Below are 20595 nucleotides of genomic sequence, written 5' to 3'. Positions count from 1 at the left end.
ACATCTTCAAAACAAAGAAAATGAATCCTAGTATAATTTCTTACCAACCTGAATATAAAGCCAATTTTATTGCATTAAACACTGCTTGGCTAGAAGCCTATTTTGTGGTTGAACCTTACGATAAAGAAGTTTTTGAAAATTTAGAAACCTACATCTTACAACCTGATGGAGAAATTTTCTTTTGTTTAGTAAATGAAGAAGTAGCAGGAACTGTGGCCATGCAAAGAGTAAACGACACCACATTTGAATTGACTAAATTAGCAGTAGATCCAAAATTTCAAGGTTTAAAATTGAGTCATCATCTTATGAAAGCGTGCATCACATTTGCAAAATCAAAAAAAGCGACCAAAATCATGTTACTTTCTAATAGAAAACTAGAAACTGCTTTGAATCTGTACATAAAGCATGGTTTTATAGAAGTCCCTATGAAGGAAAACGACTATGAAAGAGCTAATATTCAAATGGAATTGAGTTTATAAATTAACTCTTTATTCTACAATAATTTCATTTTCAATCTATTTACTCGATTACCAATAAATTTTACCTAAAATTAATATAAAATTAGAACCTAAAACTTCCATTTTATTAGTAAAGCTGTAACTTTACTGGGAACAAAAAAACAACTAAAATGGAACATTTAAAAGGTAAAAAAGCTATTATTACAGGTGGCAGTAGAGGATTAGGAAAAGCCACCGCAATTGCTTTTGCAAAAGAAGGAATAGATGTAGCTATCACTGGAAGAAACGAAAAAACATTGCAAGAAACAGTTACCGAATTACAAGCATTAGGAATAAAAGCCACTTATGCTGTTTTTGATGTGGGAAATTATGACGAAGTTAAAAATGGAATCAAAAAAATTATCGCTACTATTGGTGCCGTTGATATTTTGGTAAACAATGCTGGAATAGCTGCTTTTGGTTCTTTTAATGATATGGAAGTAATTAAATGGACAGAAATTATTCAAACCAATGTAATGGGAATGTACTATGTCACCAAAGAAGTCCTTCCGTTTTTGATTGAGAAAAATGAAGGTGATATTATAAACGTTTCTTCAACAGCTGGTTTAAGTGGAAATCCAAACACTTCTGCTTATTCTGCTTCAAAATTTGCTGTAATTGGCATGTCGGAATCATTGATGAAAGAAGTTCGTAAAAACAATATTCGTGTTTGTACTTTAACACCAAGCACAATTGTTTCAGATATGACAATTGATTTAGGAATTGCTAGTAAAGACACTACAGAAACCGTTTTACAACCAGAAGATTTTGCAGAATTAATTGTAGCAGGATTAAAATTACCTAGAAGAGCTATGTTGAAAGGAGCTTCACTTTGGTCAACCAATCCGTAAAAAAACACAAATAAACAAACACAAATGCATAATTGAATCTTTTTTGATTATCCGTTTTTTAGTATATTTAAAACCTAATAAAACAAACATGGAAGCAACCAACTATATTGCAGTAAACAAAGAAACTTGGAACAACAAAGTTCCAGTTCATATTGATTCTAATTTTTATGATATGGAAAGCTTTCTTAATGGGAAAAACACGCTTCCTGATATTGACCTAGAATTATTAGGAGATATAAAAAACAAAAGTATTTTACATTTACAATGTCATTTTGGTCAAGATTCACTTTCATTAGCTCGATTAGGAGCCAAAGTTACAGGAGTCGATTTATCAGATAAAGCAATAGAAAAAGCTAAAGAATTAAATGAGCAATTACAATTAAATGCTACTTTCATTTGTTGTGATGTATATGAAACTTTGGAACATATAAAAGAAAAATTTGATATTGTTTATACCAGTTATGGCACTATTGGTTGGTTACCTGATTTAGAAAAATGGGCAAAAGTTATATCTGAAGCTTTGAAACCTAACGGAAAATTTGTTTTTGTAGAATTTCATCCCGTTTTATGGATGTTTGATGATGATTTTAAAGAAATTAAATACCATTATCACAACGAAAAACCCATATTAGAAGAATATACTGGAACGTATGCTAATAAAGAAGCAGCAATTACTACCAATTATATTGGTTGGAATCATTCGCTTTCAGAAGTTTTCAAAGCATTATCAAATAATGGTTTACAAATGGAACATTTTCAGGAATATAATTATTCCAATTACAATTGTTTTAATGAAACTATTGAGTTTAAATCTGGAAAATTCAGAATCAAGCATTTAGAAAATAAGATTCCAATGATGTATAGTCTGGTATCTAAAAAATTATAAGTATGAAAAATATTTTTGATCCAAAAGACAATCAGGAAATTATAAAAAGAATCCATAATTTAACTCCAGAGTCAAAACCACTCTGGGGTAAAATGTCGGTAGACCAAATGTTGAGTCATTGCATTTCTCCTATAGCTGTAGCTTTAGGAATCGAGACTTTAAAAATATCTTTTCCGATGCGAATGTTAGGCAGAATGATGAAAAAATCATGGTTAGACGCTCCAGAATTTAAGAAAAACTCTCCAACTGCTAAAGAATTCATCCGAAAAGAAACCTATGATTTTGAACTCACAAAAAACCAACTAATTGAAAGAATACAAAAATTAGGTGAAGGTTTTCAAGTAGTGCAATTAGAAGTGCATCCTTTTTGGGGTAAACTTAACGAAGCCGATTGGAATAATCTACAATGGAAACATTTGGATCATCATTTGAGACAGTTTGGGGTTTAGTTTTTCAATATTAATTTGTTCCATTCTTTTATAATTTCCTCCAATTTTAAGTTAGTAATTTTAGTTAATTCTAAAATAATTGCTCCGTAACTTTCTGTATTAGCAATCATAAGTTGAAGCAGCCCTTTATCTCCTGCTTTGTTATAAACTAATTCACAAATTGCACCACCAGCTGGATAAGCAGTTTGATATCCATTAAAACTTACTTCTTGTGAGACAACAGATTTAAAATTTATTTTTGTTCTATTATTTATTAAATCATTTGCTAATTCTAATCGCATTTTTTCATATTCTAAAAAATTTACTTTTGTTCCTAAAAAAACAGCTAAACCCTCTTCAATTATATGGCCTCTTTTTTTATTTTCAGGTAAAAGTTTATGAACTAATTCATGAGGAAAATACTCATTCCCTCTAGCTGTTAAAATCATATTCTCCCTTGCTTTCCCTTTAGTAATACCAACATAGTAATAATCAAAATTTTCTAACAAACCCATATCATCAATATTATTTGTTAAATAAAATTTAAATGTTGTATTATAATTAGGATTAAAACGAGAAATTATATCCTCACAAAAAACCTCACTAAGCTTAGCTTCATCCCTATTGAAAACATGTGAATTTGGGTAGACATATTCAATAGTACCAATAGTATTAGATTTCCATTCTTTAGTTAGTTCCACTATTAAATTCTCTAAAACCCATTTTTGACCTTCTTTAATTGCATTCAATTTTTGAATACACCACACTTTTGACCTTAAATACTCAGGATTATTAGTAGGCATAGAAAACAGTATTCTAATTTGATATTTCTTTCCATAAGGTTCAACTGACATAACAAAAGGAGAAAAAATATTACACAATTGCTCAGTGGTCATTCCTGACTGAAACATACTTGCCCGTGAGAAATCAAAATCTTTATAGAGTTCCTTTTCTTTTCTATTCCAAAAGGGATTATCAGAAATAATATGAGGATTAGAGTTTAAATAATTTTCATATAGAACAACAATTTCATTAACTTCCTTAGAAGCCATATCTACCCTTGAACTTAACTGTACTTCTATCTTCTGTTTATTATTTTGACCAATAGAATAAAAAACACATAATAATATTGATAAAAAAAGTACTCTTTTTTTCATGTCAAACAAATAAATTAAAAAACCTAATAGTTTTACAATCAAATGTACAAAAAAGGCTTTGAATTTTATCCTACTTACTTACAGCATTGAACTTAATTTTGTTTCAGATTTAAAGTTACCTAAATTTGCGCACAATGCTTTACAAAACATCAACCTTGAAACCTAAGTAAAAATGCGCATCGATATCATTACCGTTTTACCAGAATTAATTAAAAGTCCGTTTGAAGCTTCTATTTTAAAAAGAGCTATTGAAAAAGGATTAGTAGAAGTGCATTTTCACAATTTGAGAGACTACACAACAAATAAACAAAAAAGTGTAGATGATTATCAATTTGGTGGTGGTGCAGGAATGGTAATGAGTATTCAACCTATTGATGATTGTATCACAAAATTGAAAAGTGAACGAGAATATGATGAAGTAATATACATGACTCCAGATGGCGAAACTTTAAATCAAAGTATGGCAAATGGCATGTCCTTATTGAAAAACATTATCATTCTTTGTGGACACTATAAAGGTGTAGACCAAAGAGTTCGCGATCATTTTATTACTAGAGAAATTTCAATTGGAGATTATGTACTTTCAGGTGGTGAATTAGGTGCAGCTGTACTATGTGATAGTATAATTCGTTTAATTCCTGGTGTTTTAAGTAATGAAACTTCCGCTTTGACAGATAGTTTTCAAGATAATTTATTAGCACCTCCAGTATATACAAGACCCGCTGAATATAAAGGCATAAAAGTCCCTGACATTCTTTTAAGTGGTAATTTCCCAAAAATTGAAGCATGGAGAGAACAAAAAGCGTATGAACATACAAAAACCAGACGACCAGATCTTTTAAGTGATTAAGAAATATAGACAACTTTTATTCTCATTACAAAATGAAATATTTCATAATTAATAATTTATAATTGATAATTATTTTTTACATTTGCACCCACATTTGGACCAACCTCTAGCGAAAGACGTGTATGTTGCTCTGAATCAAACAATTATTTTATACAAAATGGCTAATTTAGTTGATTTCGTAAATAACGAATTCGTAACAAAAAAAGACTTCCCAGAATTTAATGCTGGAGACACAATCACTGTGTACTATGAAATTAAAGAGGGTGAAAAAACAAGAACACAGTTCTTCAAAGGAGTAGTAATCCAAAGAAGAGGTTCTGGAATGACTGAAACTTTTACAATTCGTAAAATGTCTGGTGCTGTTGGTGTTGAGCGTATTTTCCCAGTTAACATGCCAGCTTTACAAAAAGTAGAAGTAAACCAAAGAGGTAAAGTTCGTAGAGCTCGTATCTTTTACTTCAGAGAACTTACTGGTAAAAAAGCAAAAATTAAAGAAAAAAGAAGAAGATAATCTTCTCTTTCTGAAAATTATAAAAAGTCGCAATCTATTGCGACTTTTTTTTTGTAATACACTTTTTTATAACTAGTTACCAAAAAAGGAATTACTTAATTGTGTATATTTGATATAAAAACCTTAAAAAACTATTATATGAGAATGGCTACAATTATTATTCGTATCCTTTTAGGATTATTTTTACTTTTTGCTTCTATTACTTACTTTTTTCCTATTGGTGAACAGCCTGCTCCAACAGGCAATATGGCAACAGTTTTTACTGGATTTATGGCAACAAAATACTTAATGCCATTAGCCAAAACTATTGAATTACTAGTTGGTTTATCTTTTGTGTTTGGGAAGTTTGTTAAGCTATTCAACTTAGTATTATTACCCGTTTCTCTAAACATTTTATTATTAAACATTTTCCCATCACAAGACGCTTTACCAATCGCATTAGTTTTATTCTTAGGAAACTTATTTTTAATCTACTCACACTGGAACAGTTATAAAGAAATTGTAAAAGCATGAGCAATAAAAAAACCAAATTCCTAATAGACAGGAATTTGGCTTTTAAAGTTTTTTGAAATATTTTTTCTCTATACGTGTAAAGCTCTATTATCAGTAGCTGCTAATGCTGCTTCCTTAACCGCTTCAGCAAATGTAGGATGTGCATGAGACATTCTCGAAATATCTTCTGCACTTGCTCTAAATTCCATTGCAGTAACTGCTTCTGCAATTAAATCAGCACAACGAGCACCAATCATATGAACACCTAAAACCTCATCCGTTTTAGCATCAGCCAAAATTTTTACGAATCCATCTGTATCACCACCAGCTCTTGCTCTTCCTAATGCTTTAAATGGAAAACTACCTGACTTATAGACCACTCCTTCTTCTTTTAACTGCTCTTCTGTTTTCCCTACAGTCGCAACTTCCGGCCAAGTATAAACAACACCTGGAATTAAGTTATAATCAATATGTGGTTTTTGTCCTGCTAAGATTTCAGCAACCATAGTCCCCTCTTCTTCCGCTTTATGAGCCAACATTGCACCTCTAACGACATCACCAATTGCATATATATTTGAAACATTCGTTTGTAAATGATCATTTACCTCAACCATTCCTCTATCAGAAATTTTCACACCCGCTTTGTCAGCATTTAAACCAGCCGTATAAGGTCTACGACCAACAGAAACCAGTGAATAATCTCCCTCTAAAGAAATAGTTTCACCTTTAGCATTCTCAGCTTTAACAGTAATCACATCTCCACTTCTTTCAACAGATTGCACTTTATGAGAAACATAGAATTTCATCCCTTGTTTCTTTAATACTTTCGTTAATTCTTTAGACAAAGAACTATCCATTCCTGGAACAATTCTATCCATATATTCCACTACAGATACCTGAGCACCTAATCTCATATACACTTGTCCTAATTCGATTCCAATAACTCCACCACCAATAATCACTAAATGCTTTGGCACTTCTGTTAATTTTAAAGCTTCTGTAGAGGTAATTACTCTTTCCTTATCTAAAGTAATAAAAGGTAAATTAGATGGTTTTGATCCTGTAGCAATAATAATATATTTCGATTCAATTATCTCTGAAGAACCATCATTTTTAGACACTTTCACATGTGTAGCATCCTCAAAAGAACCAACTCCCTCAAAAACAGTAATCTTATTTTTATCCATTAAATATTTAACTCCACCTGAAGTTTGATCCACGACTGCTTGTTTACGAGCAATCATTTTCTCTAAATTAATTTTTACATCTCCAGACACTTCAATTCCATGATCAGCAAAATGTTGTAATTCTTCATAATGATGAGAGGAAGCTAATAAAGCCTTAGAAGGAATACAACCAACATTTAAACAAGTACCTCCTAAAGAAGGATATTTTTCAATAATCGCAGTTTTAAATCCTAATTGGGCACATCTTATAGCTGAAACATATCCACCTGGACCAGAACCTATAATAGTTACATCAAATTGACTCATAATATATTATTCTTTGATTTGTTTTAAAAGTACAAAATTAGGAAATATAAATCCTTTTTCGATATAATTTTACTTTTATTAAAGTAAAAAAGTCTGCCAAACAATGACAGACTTTCCTTATTTATTCATAAGATGAATTAAATTTCTTGATGACAAGTATACACTTGTGGGCAAGCGATAAATTTAATACAATAAGATGGACCAGTTACAGAACCACTACAAGAACAACCACATTTTGACAAATCGTAAGGGCCACTAATTCCTCCTAAAATTGTTTTCTGACTTTCTTTAGTAAGAACTTCTACTCCTTGAATGTTTAAAAATTTACTTTTCATGATTTAAATTATTTATTTGTTTGAGTAGCTAATATACAAAAATCAATTATTATTCAATCTAAAAACAGTTGTATTTTTAACTTCTCCAATCATAAAAGTACTATGTGTACTACCAATATGCTGAATAGTAGTCAATTTAGTAACCATAAATTCTCTATATGCTTCCATATCTTTCACAAATATTTTCAAAATATAATCGTAATCTCCACTTACATGAAAACATTCTAAAACTTCATCTAACTGCACAACTTCTTTTTCAAACTGAGCTATCAAATCTATATTATGTTGTATTAATTTAATATGGCAAAAAACAACAAAATTTTTATCTATCTTTGATTTATCTAGTAATGCAACATATTTTTGTATAACATGTACTCGCTCTAATTTTTTAATCCGTTCATAAACAGCTGTAACTGACAAATTTAACTTCATAGACAATTCTTTAGTTGTCTTTTTTGTATCCACTTGCAAGAGTTCTAACAATTTTTTATCAATGTTATCTAATTTCATCTTATTTATTTTAAATCAAAAATAGTGAATTACAGAATAAAAAACTATATAAAATAAAAATTATAGTTAAATATTCTAAATAAATAAACTTGTATTGAAAATTAAATTATATTTAAAGAACTTTGAAGTGAATTTATAAAACACAACTATGAGTACATTCAACCCAGCAGACAATATTCAAGATTTACAATATTTCGGAGAATTTGGAGGAGTAAACCCTTCTATATCTGATAGCTCAACTTACACATTCCTTTCAGCAAAGACAATGTTTGATACGTTTGAAGGAAATGCAGAAGGATGCTATCTATACTCAAGACACTCTTCTCCAAGTAACTTATATCTAGACAAAGCATTAGCTGCAATGGAAGGTACTGAAACTGCTAATGTAGCAGCTTCTGGAATGGGAGCTATCACTCCTACTCTATTACAATTATGTGGAAATGGAGACCATATTGTTTCAAGTAGAACTATCTATGGAGGAACATATGCCTTTTTAAAAAATTTCGCACCAAGAATGGGAATTCAAACATCTTTTGTTGATATAACAAAGTTAGATATTGTTGAGGCAGCAATTACCCCAAAAACTAAAGTTTTATATTGTGAAACAGTAAGCAATCCATTACTAGAAGTCGCTGATTTAGGTAGTTTATCAAAAATCGCAAAAAAACACAATATAAAATTAGTGGTTGACAACACTTTTTCTCCCTTATCTGTTTCTCCAATCAAATTAGGAGCTGATATTGTGATTCATTCTCTTACTAAATACATTAACGGGAGTAGTGATACAGTTGGAGGTGTAGTTTGTGCATCACAAGAATTTATCAATGATTTAAAAAATGTAAATTCTGGAGCTAGCATGCTACTAGGCCCTACAATGGACAGTATGCGTTCTGCTTCTGTAATGAAAAATTTAAGAACATTACACTTAAGAATAAAACAACATAGCTATAATGCTAGTTATTTAGCAGAAAAATTCGAGCAAGATGGTCTAAAAACTGTTTACCCTGGTTTAAAAAGTCACCCTAGCCATGAAGTTTATAAAAACATGATTAACCCAGAATATGGTTTTGGAGGAATGCTAACAATTGATGTTGGTTCACTAGACAAAGCTAACGAACTAATGGAATTAATGCAAGAAAGAAATTTAGGTTATTTAGCAGTAAGTTTAGGTTTTTATAAAACCTTATTTAGTGCTCCTGGAACTTCAACCTCTTCAGAAATGCCACTAGAAGAACAAGCTGAAATGGGATTAACAGATGGTTTAATTCGTTTTTCAATAGGCCTAGACAATGATATCGAAAGAACATATCAAATGATGAAAAACTGCATAGAAGAAGTAGGTATTTTAAAACCTATAAGTTTATAAAAAACAACCAAATTAAAAAACTGTCTAAAAAGTAAAGAGATTTTATAACTCGATAAAGACTTGAGCTATTGAGATAAATCAACATAAAAACAATTACTTTTTAGACCGTTTTTATTATCAAAAACTAATTAACCTCTTCAATCTTTAGACGTTTACCTTCTTTATAAGAAACAATAAAAGCATCTTCAAAACCTATAGTCAATAGTTTCTTTCTAAAAATTTGTGCTTCATTTAAATTATCAAAATTCCCTAAAGAATATTTATAAAACTCATCTTCTTGAAGTTCTTTAAAGTTACCAAAAACTTCCGAATGTAGAGAAATTCTTTGGTCATAAAAAGCACCTATTTGAACAGTATAAACAATATCTACTTGTGCAGAAGAGGATTTAGAATTTTCTTTCATTAAACTATTAGAGTTCAAAAGTTCTTCATTAATTTTTTTATACTCTAAGATTTTTTTTTCTAATGTATCAATCTTACCACTATCATACAAACCAATCCCCTTTTCATTAAGAAAAGTATTATTTATCAAAAGTAGAGGTTTAGTATAATACACAACAACAATACTAAATAAAACCAGAAGAACTATACCAGAAACTATAATAAAAATATTTCGTTGCCCTTTAAAAACATCTCCTTTCTTACGCTCCTTCTTAAGGTTATTCGTAAATTCTTTTAATTCCCGATTATTTTTCTCAATTTCTTGATGAAGAGCTACTAAATCTTTTTCTTCTATATAAGGCATAACTTAAGCATTTTTTTATTTAATATTTTTAAAAAACAAATTATCTATGATCAAATTTATAACTCTTTTTCAGAAACAAAAAAATTAAAATTAAAAAAGTATCATTTTAAATATTTTAATAATTTGATTCTTAATATTATAAAAAATAAGTAAAACAAATTCTCTTTTCTTTGATTGATTTTTCTTAAAAGTAATACAATTCACAATATAAATAGTAAGTTTCGTTGGTTTAATATTTCAACAGCTCATAGTCAATATTGTATTCACTCTCATAATCGCTGCATTTTTAATATTAAGAAAACAGTTTAGACATTCCTCAAAATAAGAAAAATATAGATTCAATTGATAATTAAACATTTTACAATAAAATACTAATAATATGTTATAAAATCTAACAACAAATCTTATAGTTGGATTTTTTTTACCTTTGAAAAAACTACCTCCTCAATGAAAAAGATAATTTTACTATTTTGCATCTTACACTCGTTAATCAATTCTGCACAACAAGATCCTAGAATCTTTGATATCATTAACAAAATATCTTCTAAAAGAATAGAAAAAGACATCACTACATTAGCTAATTTTGGCACAAGAAACACATTTAGCGATACCATTTCAACCACTAGAGGAATTGGAGCTGCAAGAAAATGGATAAAATCAGAGTTTGAATCCATTTCTAAAGAATGTAAAAATTGCTTAAATGTTTTTTACCAAAAAGACTTTGTTACCACTAATGATGGAGAAAGAGTTCCAAAAGACACTTGGATTGTAAATGTTATTGCTATCCAAAAAGGAACCAAATATCCAAATCGCTATGTAATAATGAGTGGTGATATAGACAGTAGAAATTCAGATACTATGGATTTCACCACTGATGCTCCTGGAGCAAATGACAATGCTTCTGGAATGGCTGGAACTATTGAAGCCGCAAGAGTATTATCAAAATATAAATTTGAAAGTAGTATTGTCTATATAGGCCTTTCTGGTGAAGAACAAGGGTTATTTGGTGGAAAAGGATTTGCTACATATGCAAAAAACAAAGAATGGGAAATTATTGGAGTCTTAAATAATGATATGATTGGTAATATCGAGGGAGTTGATGGAATCATTGACAATAGAGCATTCCGAATTTTTTCTGAGCCAACACCAGCCAATGAAACCGAAAAAGAACGCAATATGAGACGTTTTTATGGCGGTGAAGTAGACGGAGTTTCAAGACAATTAGCTCGATACATTGAAAAGACAACAAAAACTTACATGCCAGAAATGAACCCTATGCTGGTTTATCGGTTAGATCGTTTTGGAAGAGGTGGTCACCATAGACCATTTAATGACTTAGGCTTTGCAGGTGTTCGAATTATGGAAGCGCATGAAAACTACAACCGTCAGCATCAAAATATTAGAACCGAAAATAACATTAAGTATGGTGATGTTTTAGAAGGTGTCAACTTTGAATATGCTAAAAAATTAACTTCGGTAAATGCTATTACATTAGCTTCATTAGCTTGGGCTCCTCCTGCTCCAAAAAATGTATTGATTGGAGGAATTGTACAACCAAATGTAAAATTAAAATGGGATAAAATTGAAAATGAAACCATTTTAGGCTATAAAATATATTGGAGATTAACTACCGCACCACAATGGGAGAATAGTCGTTTCGTAGGCAATGTAGATACTTTCGAATTAGAAGGAATTGTAATTGATAATTATTTCTTTGGTGTCGCTTCAGTAAGTAGAAACGGTCATGAAAGTCCAGTTGTTTTCCCAAATGACATTATAAGAGAGACCTTTAGAAAAAGATAACTTTCAAATCCCACATATCAGTAGTAGTTAATTAGCAAACTTCTTTGCCAATAGCTTCACATTGGCTATATTGCGTCTTCAAATAAAAAATAAATGGATACAAAAATAAATCGAAATAAAGAATTAAATATTTGGGAAGCTTTAATTCCTGTAATTGCTTTAATTTCTATGTTAGCATTTAATGTTTTAGTAGTTTATAGTGGAGAAGACGATGACCCGTTAGGAGGAAGCAATCAATTCGTATTACTTTTAGGGGCTGCTATTGCTGTTATTGTTGGATTATTTAACAAAGTATCCTTTCAAAAAATGATAGACGAAGTAGCTGAAAACATTAAATCTACAGCAGGAGCTATATTAATTCTATTAATGGTTGGTGCTTTGGCTGGAACATGGCTTATTAGTGGGATTATCCCTTCAATGATTTATTATGGTCTTCAAATACTTAGTCCTAGCATATTTTTACCAGCAACAATGGTAATTTGTGCCATAATTTCCATAGCAACTGGAAGTTCTTGGACTACTTCTGCAACAGTAGGCATTGCATTAATTGGTATTGGTGGAGCTATTGGATTCCCGGTTGGAATGGTTGCTGGAGCTGTGATTTCAGGAGCTTATTTTGGTGATAAATTATCACCCATGTCTGATACAACTAATTTAGCACCAGCAATGGCAGGAACAGATTTATTTACCCATATCAGATATATGGCTTTAACAACTACACCTACATTCATAATTTCTTTAATTCTATTTATTATACTTGGTTTAACTGTTGATATAAATGGAGCTGCTGATTCATCTCAAATGCTAATTGATATACAAAAATCATTTAATATTTCAGGTTGGCTATTCTTAGTACCAATTATCGTTATAGGTTTAATTTTCAAAAAAACCGAACCGTTAATTGCTCTATTTATAGGAATTTTATTAGGGGCTATTTTTGCCGTAATTTTTCAACCTCAAATATTAAATCAAATTGCAGGTGTAGAAACAATGAGTTTCAAATCAGCCTACAGAGGAGCAATGGATGCCATTACCATTGAAACAATAATTCCAACAGAAAACGAAAGTTTAGTAAAATTATTTAAAGCCAAAGGAATGTATGGAATGCTAGGTACTATTTGGTTAATATTGTGCGCCATGGTTTTTGGAGGCGTAATGGATGCTATTGGTGCTTTAGCTAGAATAAGTCAAGCTTTATTAAAATTAGCCAAAACTACATTTGGTTTATTTGCTTCGACTGTAGGAAGCTGTCTAGCTCTAAATATTACTGCTTCTGATCAATATTTAGCTATCGTAGTCCCTGGAAAAATGTTTGCAAAAGCATATAAAGATAAAGGTTTAGCTCCTGAAAACTTAAGTAGAACTTTAGAAGATTCAGGAACAGTTACTTCTGTATTAGTTCCATGGAACACATGTGGTGCTTATCAATCAGGAACTTTAGGGGTTAACACATTAGATTATCTTCCTTATGCCTTTTTTAATATATTAAGTCCATTTATGACCTTAATTTTTGCAGCATTCAATATCAAAATAAAACAATTAGTTTCAACTATCAAAGAATAGAATTGCTATAAATAAAATCTATTTTTAAATAAAAATTAACCATTACTTAAAAGAAGTAGTGGTTTTTTTATTTGTATTTTTGAGTACTAAACAATTGACTTTAAATCATTTTATAAACAAACAATAATTAATAATAATAAATCAGCAAAATTATGGAAAACTCAAATAGCTTAGGAAAATGTCCTTTTCATCAAAAGGAAGATGTTATAACAACAGGAACTAACAATCAATATTGGTGGCCAGAATCACTAAATCTAGACATACTTCATCAGCATGATACAAAAACTAATCCTCTTGGCAAAGATTTCAACTATGCAGAAGAGTTTAAAAAAATAGACTTAGAAGCTCTAAAAAATGATTTAAAAAACTTCATGACCAAAAGTCAAGATTGGTGGCCAGCAGACTGGGGGCATTATGGCGGACTAATGATTAGAATGGCATGGCATTCTGCAGGTACTTATAGAGTCACTGACGGCCGAGGAGGGAGCAATACAGGAAACCAACGTTTTGCACCACTTAATAGTTGGCCAGATAATGCCAGCTTAGACAAAGCAAGAAGATTACTGTGGCCTATTAAAAAGAAATATGGAAACAAACTTTCTTGGGCTGATTTAATAATTTTAGCAGGGAATATGGCTTATGAATCTATGGGACTTAAAACTTTTGGCTTTGCGGGTGGTAGAGAAGATATTTGGCATCCTGAAAAAGATATTTATTGGGGTAATGAAAAAGAATGGCTAGCTGAAACCAAGGAACGATACAATAATGACGAAAACAGAGAGTCTTTAGACAATCCTTTAGCTGCTGTTCAAATGGGATTAATTTATGTTAATCCTGAAGGAGTTGATGGTAAACCAGACCCATTAAAAACTGCTATAGATGTTCGAACAACATTTAAACGCATGGCTATGAATGATGAAGAAACTGTCGCATTAACTGCTGGTGGGCACACTGTTGGTAAAGCGCACGGAAATGGGGATGCTTCAATCCTAGGAAAAGAACCAGAAGCTGGTGAATTAAACGAACAAGGGCTTGGTTGGCACAATCCTACAAGAACTGGTGTTGGTACCGATGCAGTAACTAGTGGACTTGAAGGAGCTTGGACCACAAATCCAACGCAATGGGATAATGGTTATTTCTACTTATTATTTACTTATGATTGGGAATTAAAAAAGAGTCCTGCAGGTGCTTGGCAATGGGAACCTATAAATATTAAAGAAGAAGACAAACCAATCGATGCTTTTGACCCTACAAAACGAAATAATCCAATTATGACAGATGCTGACATGGCTATGAAAATGGATCCTATTTATCGTGAAATTTCAGAAAAATTCTATAAAAACCCCGACTACTTTACTGATGTATTTGCAAGAGCTTGGTTTAAATTGACTCACCGTGATTTAGGACCAAAAGACCGCTACTTAGGAGCTGATGTTCCAAAAGAAGATTTAATCTGGCAAGACCCAGTTCCAAAAGTTAATTACAAATTAACAGATTCAGAAATTGAAGAATTAAAAGAAAAACTTTTAAATAGTGGCTTAACTAAAACAGAGTTAATAAATACAGCTTGGGATAGTGCTAGAACTTTTAGAGGATCTGATTTTAGAGGTGGTGCAAATGGAGCAAGAATTCGTTTAGCTCCTCAAAAAGATTGGATTGGAAATGAACCCGAAAGATTACAAAAAGTACTAGATACTTTGACACAAATCCAAAATGGATTAACAAAAAAGGTAAGTATTGCTGACCTAATTGTTTTAGGAGGAACTGCTGCTATTGAAAAAGCAGCGCATAAAGCTGGTGTTACTATAAAAGCTCCATTTCTAGCAGGAAGAGGTGATGCAACGGCAGAAATGACAGATATTGAATCATTTTCTGATTTAGAACCAACACATGATGGTTTTAGAAATTGGTTGAAAAAAGATTATGCAGTAAAACCAGAAGAATTAATGCTAGATAGAGCGCAATTAATGGGACTAACTGCTCCAGAAATGACAGTTTTATTAGGTGGCCTGAGAGTTCTTGGAACAAATTATGGAGGAACTAATCATGGTGTATTTACCGATAAAGTAGGCGTTTTGAGTAATGATTTCTTTGTCAACCTAACAGATATGAAATATTCTTGGAAACCTACAGGTAAAAATTCATACAATATAGTAGATAGAAAGACTGGAGAAACAAAATGGACAGCTACTCGTGTTGATTTAGTTTTTGGTTCTAATTCTATTTTAAGAGCCTATGCTGAAGTATATGCACAAGATGATGCTAAAGAAAAATTTGTTAAAGATTTTATCAAAGCATGGACAAAAGTCATGAATACTGATAGATTTGACGTATAAACAGATTGCTCAAATAAATATTAAAATTAAAAAACCACCTTCAGAAGGTGGTTTTTTACTATATCAACAATAAATAATAAAAATACTGGATTATTCGTGAAAAAATAGTTAATATTTTGTAAGGAATATAGGTATAATTATTCTCTATTACTCAATAAAAACAAACCATTACATCCATTTAATTATATCCTTTCATTTTGTAATTTTGCAGTATTAAAATAACATTAAAATTATTTAACTTATGTCATTAGTAGGAAAAAAATTCCCAAACATTACAGTTGATGCCATCTCAGAAATGGGAGACAATTTAAGAATCAACGTTTTAGAAGAAGCTACAAAAAACAACAAAAAAGTGTTATTATTTTGGTATCCAAAAGATTTTACTTTTGTATGTCCAACAGAATTACATGCTTTCCAAGCTGCTTTAGGAGAGTTTGAAAAAAGAAACACTATAGTTATTGGTGCATCTTGCGATACTAATGAAGTACACTTTGCTTGGTTAAACACACCAAAAAACAATGGTGGTATTGAAGGAGTAACTTATCCATTAATAGCAGACACAACAAGAAACTTATCAGCAGCATTAGATATTTTAGATGCAGAATGGGTTTATGATGAAAATTTAGAAGAAGAAATTCTTGAAGGATCAAATGTAACTTTCAGAGCAACTTATTTAGTTGACGAAGAAGGTAAAATTTTCCACGAAAGTGTAAACGATATGCCTTTAGGTAGAAATGTAAACGAATATTTACGTTTAATTGATGCTTACACTCACGTTCAAACTAAAGGAGAAGTTTGTCCTGCTAACTGGGAAGAAGGTAAAGACGCAATGAACGCAGACCGTTTAAGTACTGCTGCTTATTTAAGTCAAAACTAATAAAAAAGTAACATTTACAACAAATTCAATGGCAATATTAAACTATTATTTTAAGTTTGATATTGTCATTGTTATTAAATAATTTAAACTATGTTTACAGAAATAGAACAAGATAATTTATCAGATATAGTAAATTCAAATGATATTGTAATTGTACAATATTCAGCTTCATGGTGCGGTAATTGTAGAATTATGAAACCAAAATTTAAAAAATTAGCTTCAGAAAATGAAAATATTCCTTTCTTAATGATTGATGCTGAAAAATTCCCAGAATCTAGAAAATTAGCAAAAGTGGACAATTTACCAACATTTGCTACTTTTAAAAATGGAATTTTGGTAAACCAAACACAAACTAATAAAGTAGAAGTATTAGTTGAATTAGTAAATGAAGTACTCTAAATTGATTGTTAGATTTTGGCTATTCGAATATTCCAAAATTAAAAAATCTAAAATTCATAAAAATGAAATTACCCGTTATTAAACAATTGACACAATTCATTGAAGATAATGATGCAGATTATATAGTAGAAACCATTGAAGTTTTAGAAAACCTAACCGAAGTATCTTCTTTAAAAGATGAAGAATTAGATGTCTTAGGGGAATTAATATCTAATATGTATGGCGCACTCGAGGTTCATAAAATGACCAAAGAAGGGAGAGACAAAAAAACAGCTTTGAACGATTTTATGAAACGCGTACTTGGTTCAATTGATAAAGAATAAGCTCTCATTATTGAGAGTTTTTTTTTATTAATACTCTAAATGCGATAATAAATCATTTCGTTAAATTAAAAAACAGCATTACATTTTCATGAAGATGAAAACATAACACTGTTTTAAAGAAAAAATATTAACTAATTCAAATAACCTTATTGTTTTACAATTTTTGTATTTCTAACTCCTTTTTTACCTTCTAATTGTACAAAATAAATTCCTGGGCTTAAATTAGAGGTATTGATTACAACTTTTGTAGCATCATTAAAACTTCTTTTTTCTAGAATTTGACCCGCGTTATTCATTATCAAAACGGTATCAAAAGAATTTACACCCTCAATTTCAATAATAGCTTCTTCTTTTATAGGGTTTGGATATATTTTAAACATATCCTCCATTACATTTTTACTCTCTATTTCATTTTCAGCTATTCTAGCATTGTTACTTGTACAACTTCCAAGAATAAAATTCATTTTATCATTAGCCGTATTATTCTCACCACCAGTTGGCAAGCTATAAGTATAATAAAAATAAATAGTTTGTCCAGCAGAAGCATTTACCTTAAAAGGCACATTTGCTTGAGCCAAGTAACCTGGATAAGTTGTATTAACCGAAGTGTTATAATATAAAATAAGTGTACTACTTCCAACACCTGTTTTGTTTGGAACAAAAGTTACATAAGACCCTGTAGCATCATTAGTAATCACAGCGTTAAAATCTCCATTAGCAGCTACTCTTGTACAAGAGCCTACCGGAGGTGGTGGAGGCGTTTGAGAAACTTCAGTAAAAGTAAATTGTTCCCAAGTATCTTGCGAATTTGTATCCACTTGCTTTAAAGTTCCTACACTATTCATCTGTAGTCTTCTTAAATTACTTTCCAAAGTAGTTAAATAAAACTTACCATTCCCCGCAGTAGTAATTTGCCATCTCTCCCAAGTACCTGCATAACTAGAAGGTTGCATATCTGTAAAATCTGAATTGTCTGATCGAAGCCTAGGATTTCCTTGACCTCCCACACAGTCTATATAATAACTATTATTTGGAGCTGCAGTAAATTTCCACTCAACAGTTGGTCCAGTTGTATTTATTGCTGTACTAAAAGGATCTTCAGAACCATTTGCACCAATTCTTTTATTATGAAAAGGGTTTGCTATATAATAAGTTTTATTAGGATCTGGTGTAAAAGTATTAGTTACAGGAGCAACTGTTACTGCAAAAGTCACAGTAGATGCTGTTCCACATGTATTAGTGAAGGTAGCAATATAATTACCTGAATTAGATATTTGTACATTTGAAAGTGTAATTTCTCTTGTGTTTGCAGTAAAATTATTAGGGCCTGTCCATGACCAAGTACCACCAGTTGTAGGTTGAGGACCAAAAGTCACACTATTTCCAGATTGAAGTGAAACAGTAGTATTAGATACCCAACTTTGACCGTTTATATTATAATATGGAGTAACTGCTGTTGGTTGACAAACTGTTGTATTCCCATCAACCCAAACAATATCATCTATAGCAAATTGAAAATTATTAGCTGGAATAGTACCATCACTACCAATTCTAAACAAATAAGACATATCTTGAAAAGCTACCAATCCTCCTAAATCACTAATTGGAATAGTAACTTGACCCCATTCTCCATTTCTAACCAATCCATATTTAGTTTGACCAGCTGGAAATTTAACTTCGGCTGAATTCGTAAAATTATCGTTTACTCCTATTAAAAAAGAAACATCAGCTGGAATCTTTATTTTAAATTTTAAAGAACCATTTTGAGGGTAATTAGACATATTCTTTCCAAAAAGACTTATGATTCCAGCACCAAACCATCCTTTTGTTTTGTCATTTGTAAAAGACAAAACATTTGCCCCTTCATAAGGAGGAATACCAGTGTTTTCAACTAATGTTTCACCGAAAATATAAAATTCAGCATCTGTTCCAAATGCTAGTTTTTTGGTCGTAGGAGTAGTATCCGTGAAAACTCCAAAAGTACCTGTCTCAGCAGCGATAGTACCATCTGATAGTGTTACACTTCCATGTCCATTCCATTTATATACACGAACATAATCAACATACATTTTACCAGGCAAAGGTGCATTAATTCCATTATTTGAAGTAATTCCTGTTAAAGTTCCACCAACAGCTAAATTAAATAACATGTAAAATGGTTTTGTAAAAGGAGTTGTATTAGAATCATTAGCATCAATCGGAAATGGATTTTCATACAAATCATATTCTGTAGCACCGTCCACTACTGTAAAACGAATTTGAGTTGGCTCCCAATAAATTCTATACTTTACAAAACGATCATTTAAAGGAGTTGCTGCTACATAAGGTTTATTATAATTTACATCATAAGCAATATTACCTACTCCTCCACCAGGTGTTGGAAAAAACGTATTGGCACCAACATAAGTATTAACTGTCGAGTTTGGTTCTAATTGAGTATTTCTTGCTGCTTGGCTAAAGCCCATTTCCATCATATCAATTTCACCTTTTGTTGGCCAAGCCAAATTAGCCGTTCCTAACATCCAAGCAGCTGGCCACAAACCCTGACTCAAATTAGGTACTCTCACACGCACTTCAACCATTCCATAATGAATGGCTACTTTTTTATCGCTATTTACTTTTCCAGAAGTAAATACTCTAGAACCTGAATTTTCTCTTTTAGCTTCTAATACCAGCGCTTTATTTCCAGCTTCACCAGGAATATCTGCTACGTAAACATTATTCGATTCATACGATTGTAATTCTTGGTTTCCCCAACCACATAATCCAATATTGCATCCATCACCAATATCTTTAGTCCATTGTTGTGCATTAAAAGTATTGAAATTATCTTCCCAAATTACTGGACCAATTTGTGAAAAAGTATTTAATCCAATCAATAAAAAAAACAAACTCCAAAATGAGTTCTTTTGTAATATTGAATTACTTTTTACTTGTTGTTTACGAAATTGTATCGCATAGCAAAATTCATTTGTTTTCATAATAATGTAGAGTTTGTTTTGTTTGTAATTAATCTTTTAATAGAATAGTTATTTACCTAACACTTCAATTCAATGATAAAATGAAAAATCAGAAAAAATAAACTTCTATTTTTATGATATTTCAAAAATAATGTTAAAAAAACAAGTATTAATCAATATGAGTATTACAAAAAACATACAACATTTAAAAAA

Annotated in this window: 20 protein-coding genes; 14 read left to right on the top strand and 6 right to left on the bottom strand. The window is 30.9% G+C overall.

The features are described 5' to 3' along the window. Positions 1–20 precede the first annotated feature (20 nt). The 4 genes from FIA58_RS19770 (at position 21) to FIA58_RS19755 (ending at position 2683) form a co-directional block, all read left to right on the top strand. Complete coding sequence (locus tag FIA58_RS19770; protein ID WP_140964426.1) at positions 21–479, top strand: GNAT family N-acetyltransferase; 459 nt, start codon at positions 21–23, stop codon at positions 477–479. Between the two features lie 149 nt (positions 480–628). Continuing rightward, the gene (locus FIA58_RS19765; protein ID WP_140964425.1) at positions 629–1348 is read left to right on the top strand and encodes a 3-ketoacyl-ACP reductase; all 720 of its coding nucleotides are present in this window, start codon (positions 629–631) and stop codon (positions 1346–1348) included. An 88-nt stretch (positions 1349–1436) separates the two neighbouring features. Beyond that, positions 1437–2234 (top strand): class I SAM-dependent methyltransferase, encoded by a 798-nt coding sequence (locus FIA58_RS19760; protein WP_140964424.1) that lies wholly within the window; start codon positions 1437–1439, stop codon positions 2232–2234. Between the two features lie 2 nt (positions 2235–2236). After that, the gene (locus tag FIA58_RS19755; RefSeq protein ID WP_140964423.1) at positions 2237–2683 is read left to right on the top strand and encodes a DUF1569 domain-containing protein; all 447 of its coding nucleotides are present in this window, start codon (positions 2237–2239) and stop codon (positions 2681–2683) included. Here the strand turns inward: FIA58_RS19755 and FIA58_RS19750 are convergent. Beyond that, the gene (locus FIA58_RS19750) at positions 2680–3819 is read right to left on the bottom strand and encodes a hypothetical protein (RefSeq protein ID WP_140964422.1); all 1140 of its coding nucleotides are present in this window, start codon (positions 3817–3819) and stop codon (positions 2680–2682) included. The genes FIA58_RS19755 and FIA58_RS19750 overlap by 4 nt on opposite strands. Positions 3820–3991: 172 nt before the next feature. Here FIA58_RS19750 and trmD point away from each other — a divergent pair, with 172 nt between their 5' ends. The 3 genes from trmD to FIA58_RS19735 all read left to right on the top strand — a co-directional run bounded on the left by trmD (position 3992) and on the right by FIA58_RS19735 (position 5693). Further along, positions 3992–4669, top strand: a complete 678-nt coding sequence (gene trmD / locus FIA58_RS19745) for a tRNA (guanosine(37)-N1)-methyltransferase TrmD (RefSeq protein WP_140964421.1) — start codon at positions 3992–3994, stop codon at positions 4667–4669. A gap of 157 nt (positions 4670–4826) precedes the next feature. Beyond that, positions 4827–5180, top strand: coding sequence for a 50S ribosomal protein L19 (rplS, locus tag FIA58_RS19740; RefSeq protein ID WP_140964420.1), 354 nt, complete (start codon positions 4827–4829; stop codon positions 5178–5180). Between the two features lie 138 nt (positions 5181–5318). Further along, positions 5319–5693: a DoxX family protein gene (locus FIA58_RS19735; protein WP_140964419.1), complete on the top strand. Its 375-nt coding sequence runs from the start codon at positions 5319–5321 to the stop codon at positions 5691–5693. A 68-nt stretch (positions 5694–5761) separates the two neighbouring features. Here the strand turns inward: FIA58_RS19735 and lpdA are convergent, their stop codons facing one another. The 3 genes from lpdA to FIA58_RS19720 all read right to left on the bottom strand — a co-directional run bounded on the left by lpdA (position 5762) and on the right by FIA58_RS19720 (position 8010). Beyond that, positions 5762–7165, bottom strand: coding sequence for a dihydrolipoyl dehydrogenase (gene lpdA, locus FIA58_RS19730; RefSeq protein WP_140964418.1), 1404 nt, complete (start codon positions 7163–7165; stop codon positions 5762–5764). Positions 7166–7302: 137 nt separating this feature from the next. Further along, entirely contained in the window at positions 7303–7500 is a 198-nt protein-coding gene (locus FIA58_RS19725; RefSeq protein ID WP_140964417.1) for a hypothetical protein, read from the bottom strand. Positions 7501–7542: 42 nt separating this feature from the next. Next, entirely contained in the window at positions 7543–8010 is a 468-nt protein-coding gene (locus FIA58_RS19720; protein ID WP_140964416.1) for an Lrp/AsnC family transcriptional regulator, read from the bottom strand. Positions 8011–8158: 148 nt separating this feature from the next. On the opposite strand from FIA58_RS19720, the gene FIA58_RS19715 reads away from it, so the two are divergent. Next, positions 8159–9376: an aminotransferase class I/II-fold pyridoxal phosphate-dependent enzyme gene (locus tag FIA58_RS19715; RefSeq protein WP_140964415.1), complete on the top strand. Its 1218-nt coding sequence runs from the start codon at positions 8159–8161 to the stop codon at positions 9374–9376. A 124-nt stretch (positions 9377–9500) separates the two neighbouring features. Here the strand turns inward: FIA58_RS19715 and FIA58_RS19710 are convergent, their stop codons facing one another. After that, on the bottom strand, positions 9501–10121 hold the full coding sequence (locus tag FIA58_RS19710) for an SPOR domain-containing protein (RefSeq protein ID WP_140964414.1): 621 nt from the start codon (positions 10119–10121) through the stop codon (positions 9501–9503). Positions 10122–10568: 447 nt separating this feature from the next. Here FIA58_RS19710 and FIA58_RS19705 point away from each other — a divergent pair, with 447 nt between their 5' ends. The 6 genes from FIA58_RS19705 (at position 10569) to FIA58_RS19680 (ending at position 17422) form a co-directional block, all read left to right on the top strand. After that, positions 10569–11924 carry a M28 family peptidase gene (locus tag FIA58_RS19705; RefSeq protein ID WP_140964413.1) on the top strand — a complete coding sequence of 452 codons (1356 nt, stop codon included), beginning with the start codon at positions 10569–10571 and terminating at the stop codon, positions 11922–11924. Positions 11925–12017: 93 nt separating this feature from the next. Next, the gene (gene nhaC / locus FIA58_RS19700) at positions 12018–13487 is read left to right on the top strand and encodes a Na+/H+ antiporter NhaC (RefSeq protein ID WP_140964412.1); all 1470 of its coding nucleotides are present in this window, start codon (positions 12018–12020) and stop codon (positions 13485–13487) included. Positions 13488–13639: 152 nt separating this feature from the next. After that, positions 13640–15823 carry a catalase/peroxidase HPI gene (katG, locus tag FIA58_RS19695; protein WP_140964411.1) on the top strand — a complete coding sequence of 728 codons (2184 nt, stop codon included), beginning with the start codon at positions 13640–13642 and terminating at the stop codon, positions 15821–15823. 241 nt (positions 15824–16064) lie between these two features. Next, positions 16065–16700, top strand: coding sequence for a peroxiredoxin (locus tag FIA58_RS19690; RefSeq protein WP_140964410.1), 636 nt, complete (start codon positions 16065–16067; stop codon positions 16698–16700). Between the two features lie 90 nt (positions 16701–16790). Continuing rightward, positions 16791–17099: a thioredoxin family protein gene (locus FIA58_RS19685; protein ID WP_140964409.1), complete on the top strand. Its 309-nt coding sequence runs from the start codon at positions 16791–16793 to the stop codon at positions 17097–17099. Between the two features lie 62 nt (positions 17100–17161). After that, positions 17162–17422, top strand: a complete 261-nt coding sequence (locus FIA58_RS19680) for a DUF6952 family protein (protein WP_140964408.1) — start codon at positions 17162–17164, stop codon at positions 17420–17422. A gap of 146 nt (positions 17423–17568) precedes the next feature. Here FIA58_RS19680 and FIA58_RS19675 read toward each other — a convergent pair whose 3' ends face one another. Beyond that, complete coding sequence (locus FIA58_RS19675) at positions 17569–20403, bottom strand: T9SS type A sorting domain-containing protein (RefSeq protein ID WP_140964407.1); 2835 nt, start codon at positions 20401–20403, stop codon at positions 17569–17571. Positions 20404–20595 lie beyond the last annotated feature (192 nt).

The organism is Flavobacterium jejuense (genome assembly GCF_006491595.2).
GTDB lineage: Bacteria > Bacteroidota > Bacteroidia > Flavobacteriales > Flavobacteriaceae > Flavobacterium > Flavobacterium jejuense.
The sequence above is the reverse complement of the archived record's forward strand: the minus strand, read 5'-3'. Positions and strand labels throughout refer to the sequence as shown.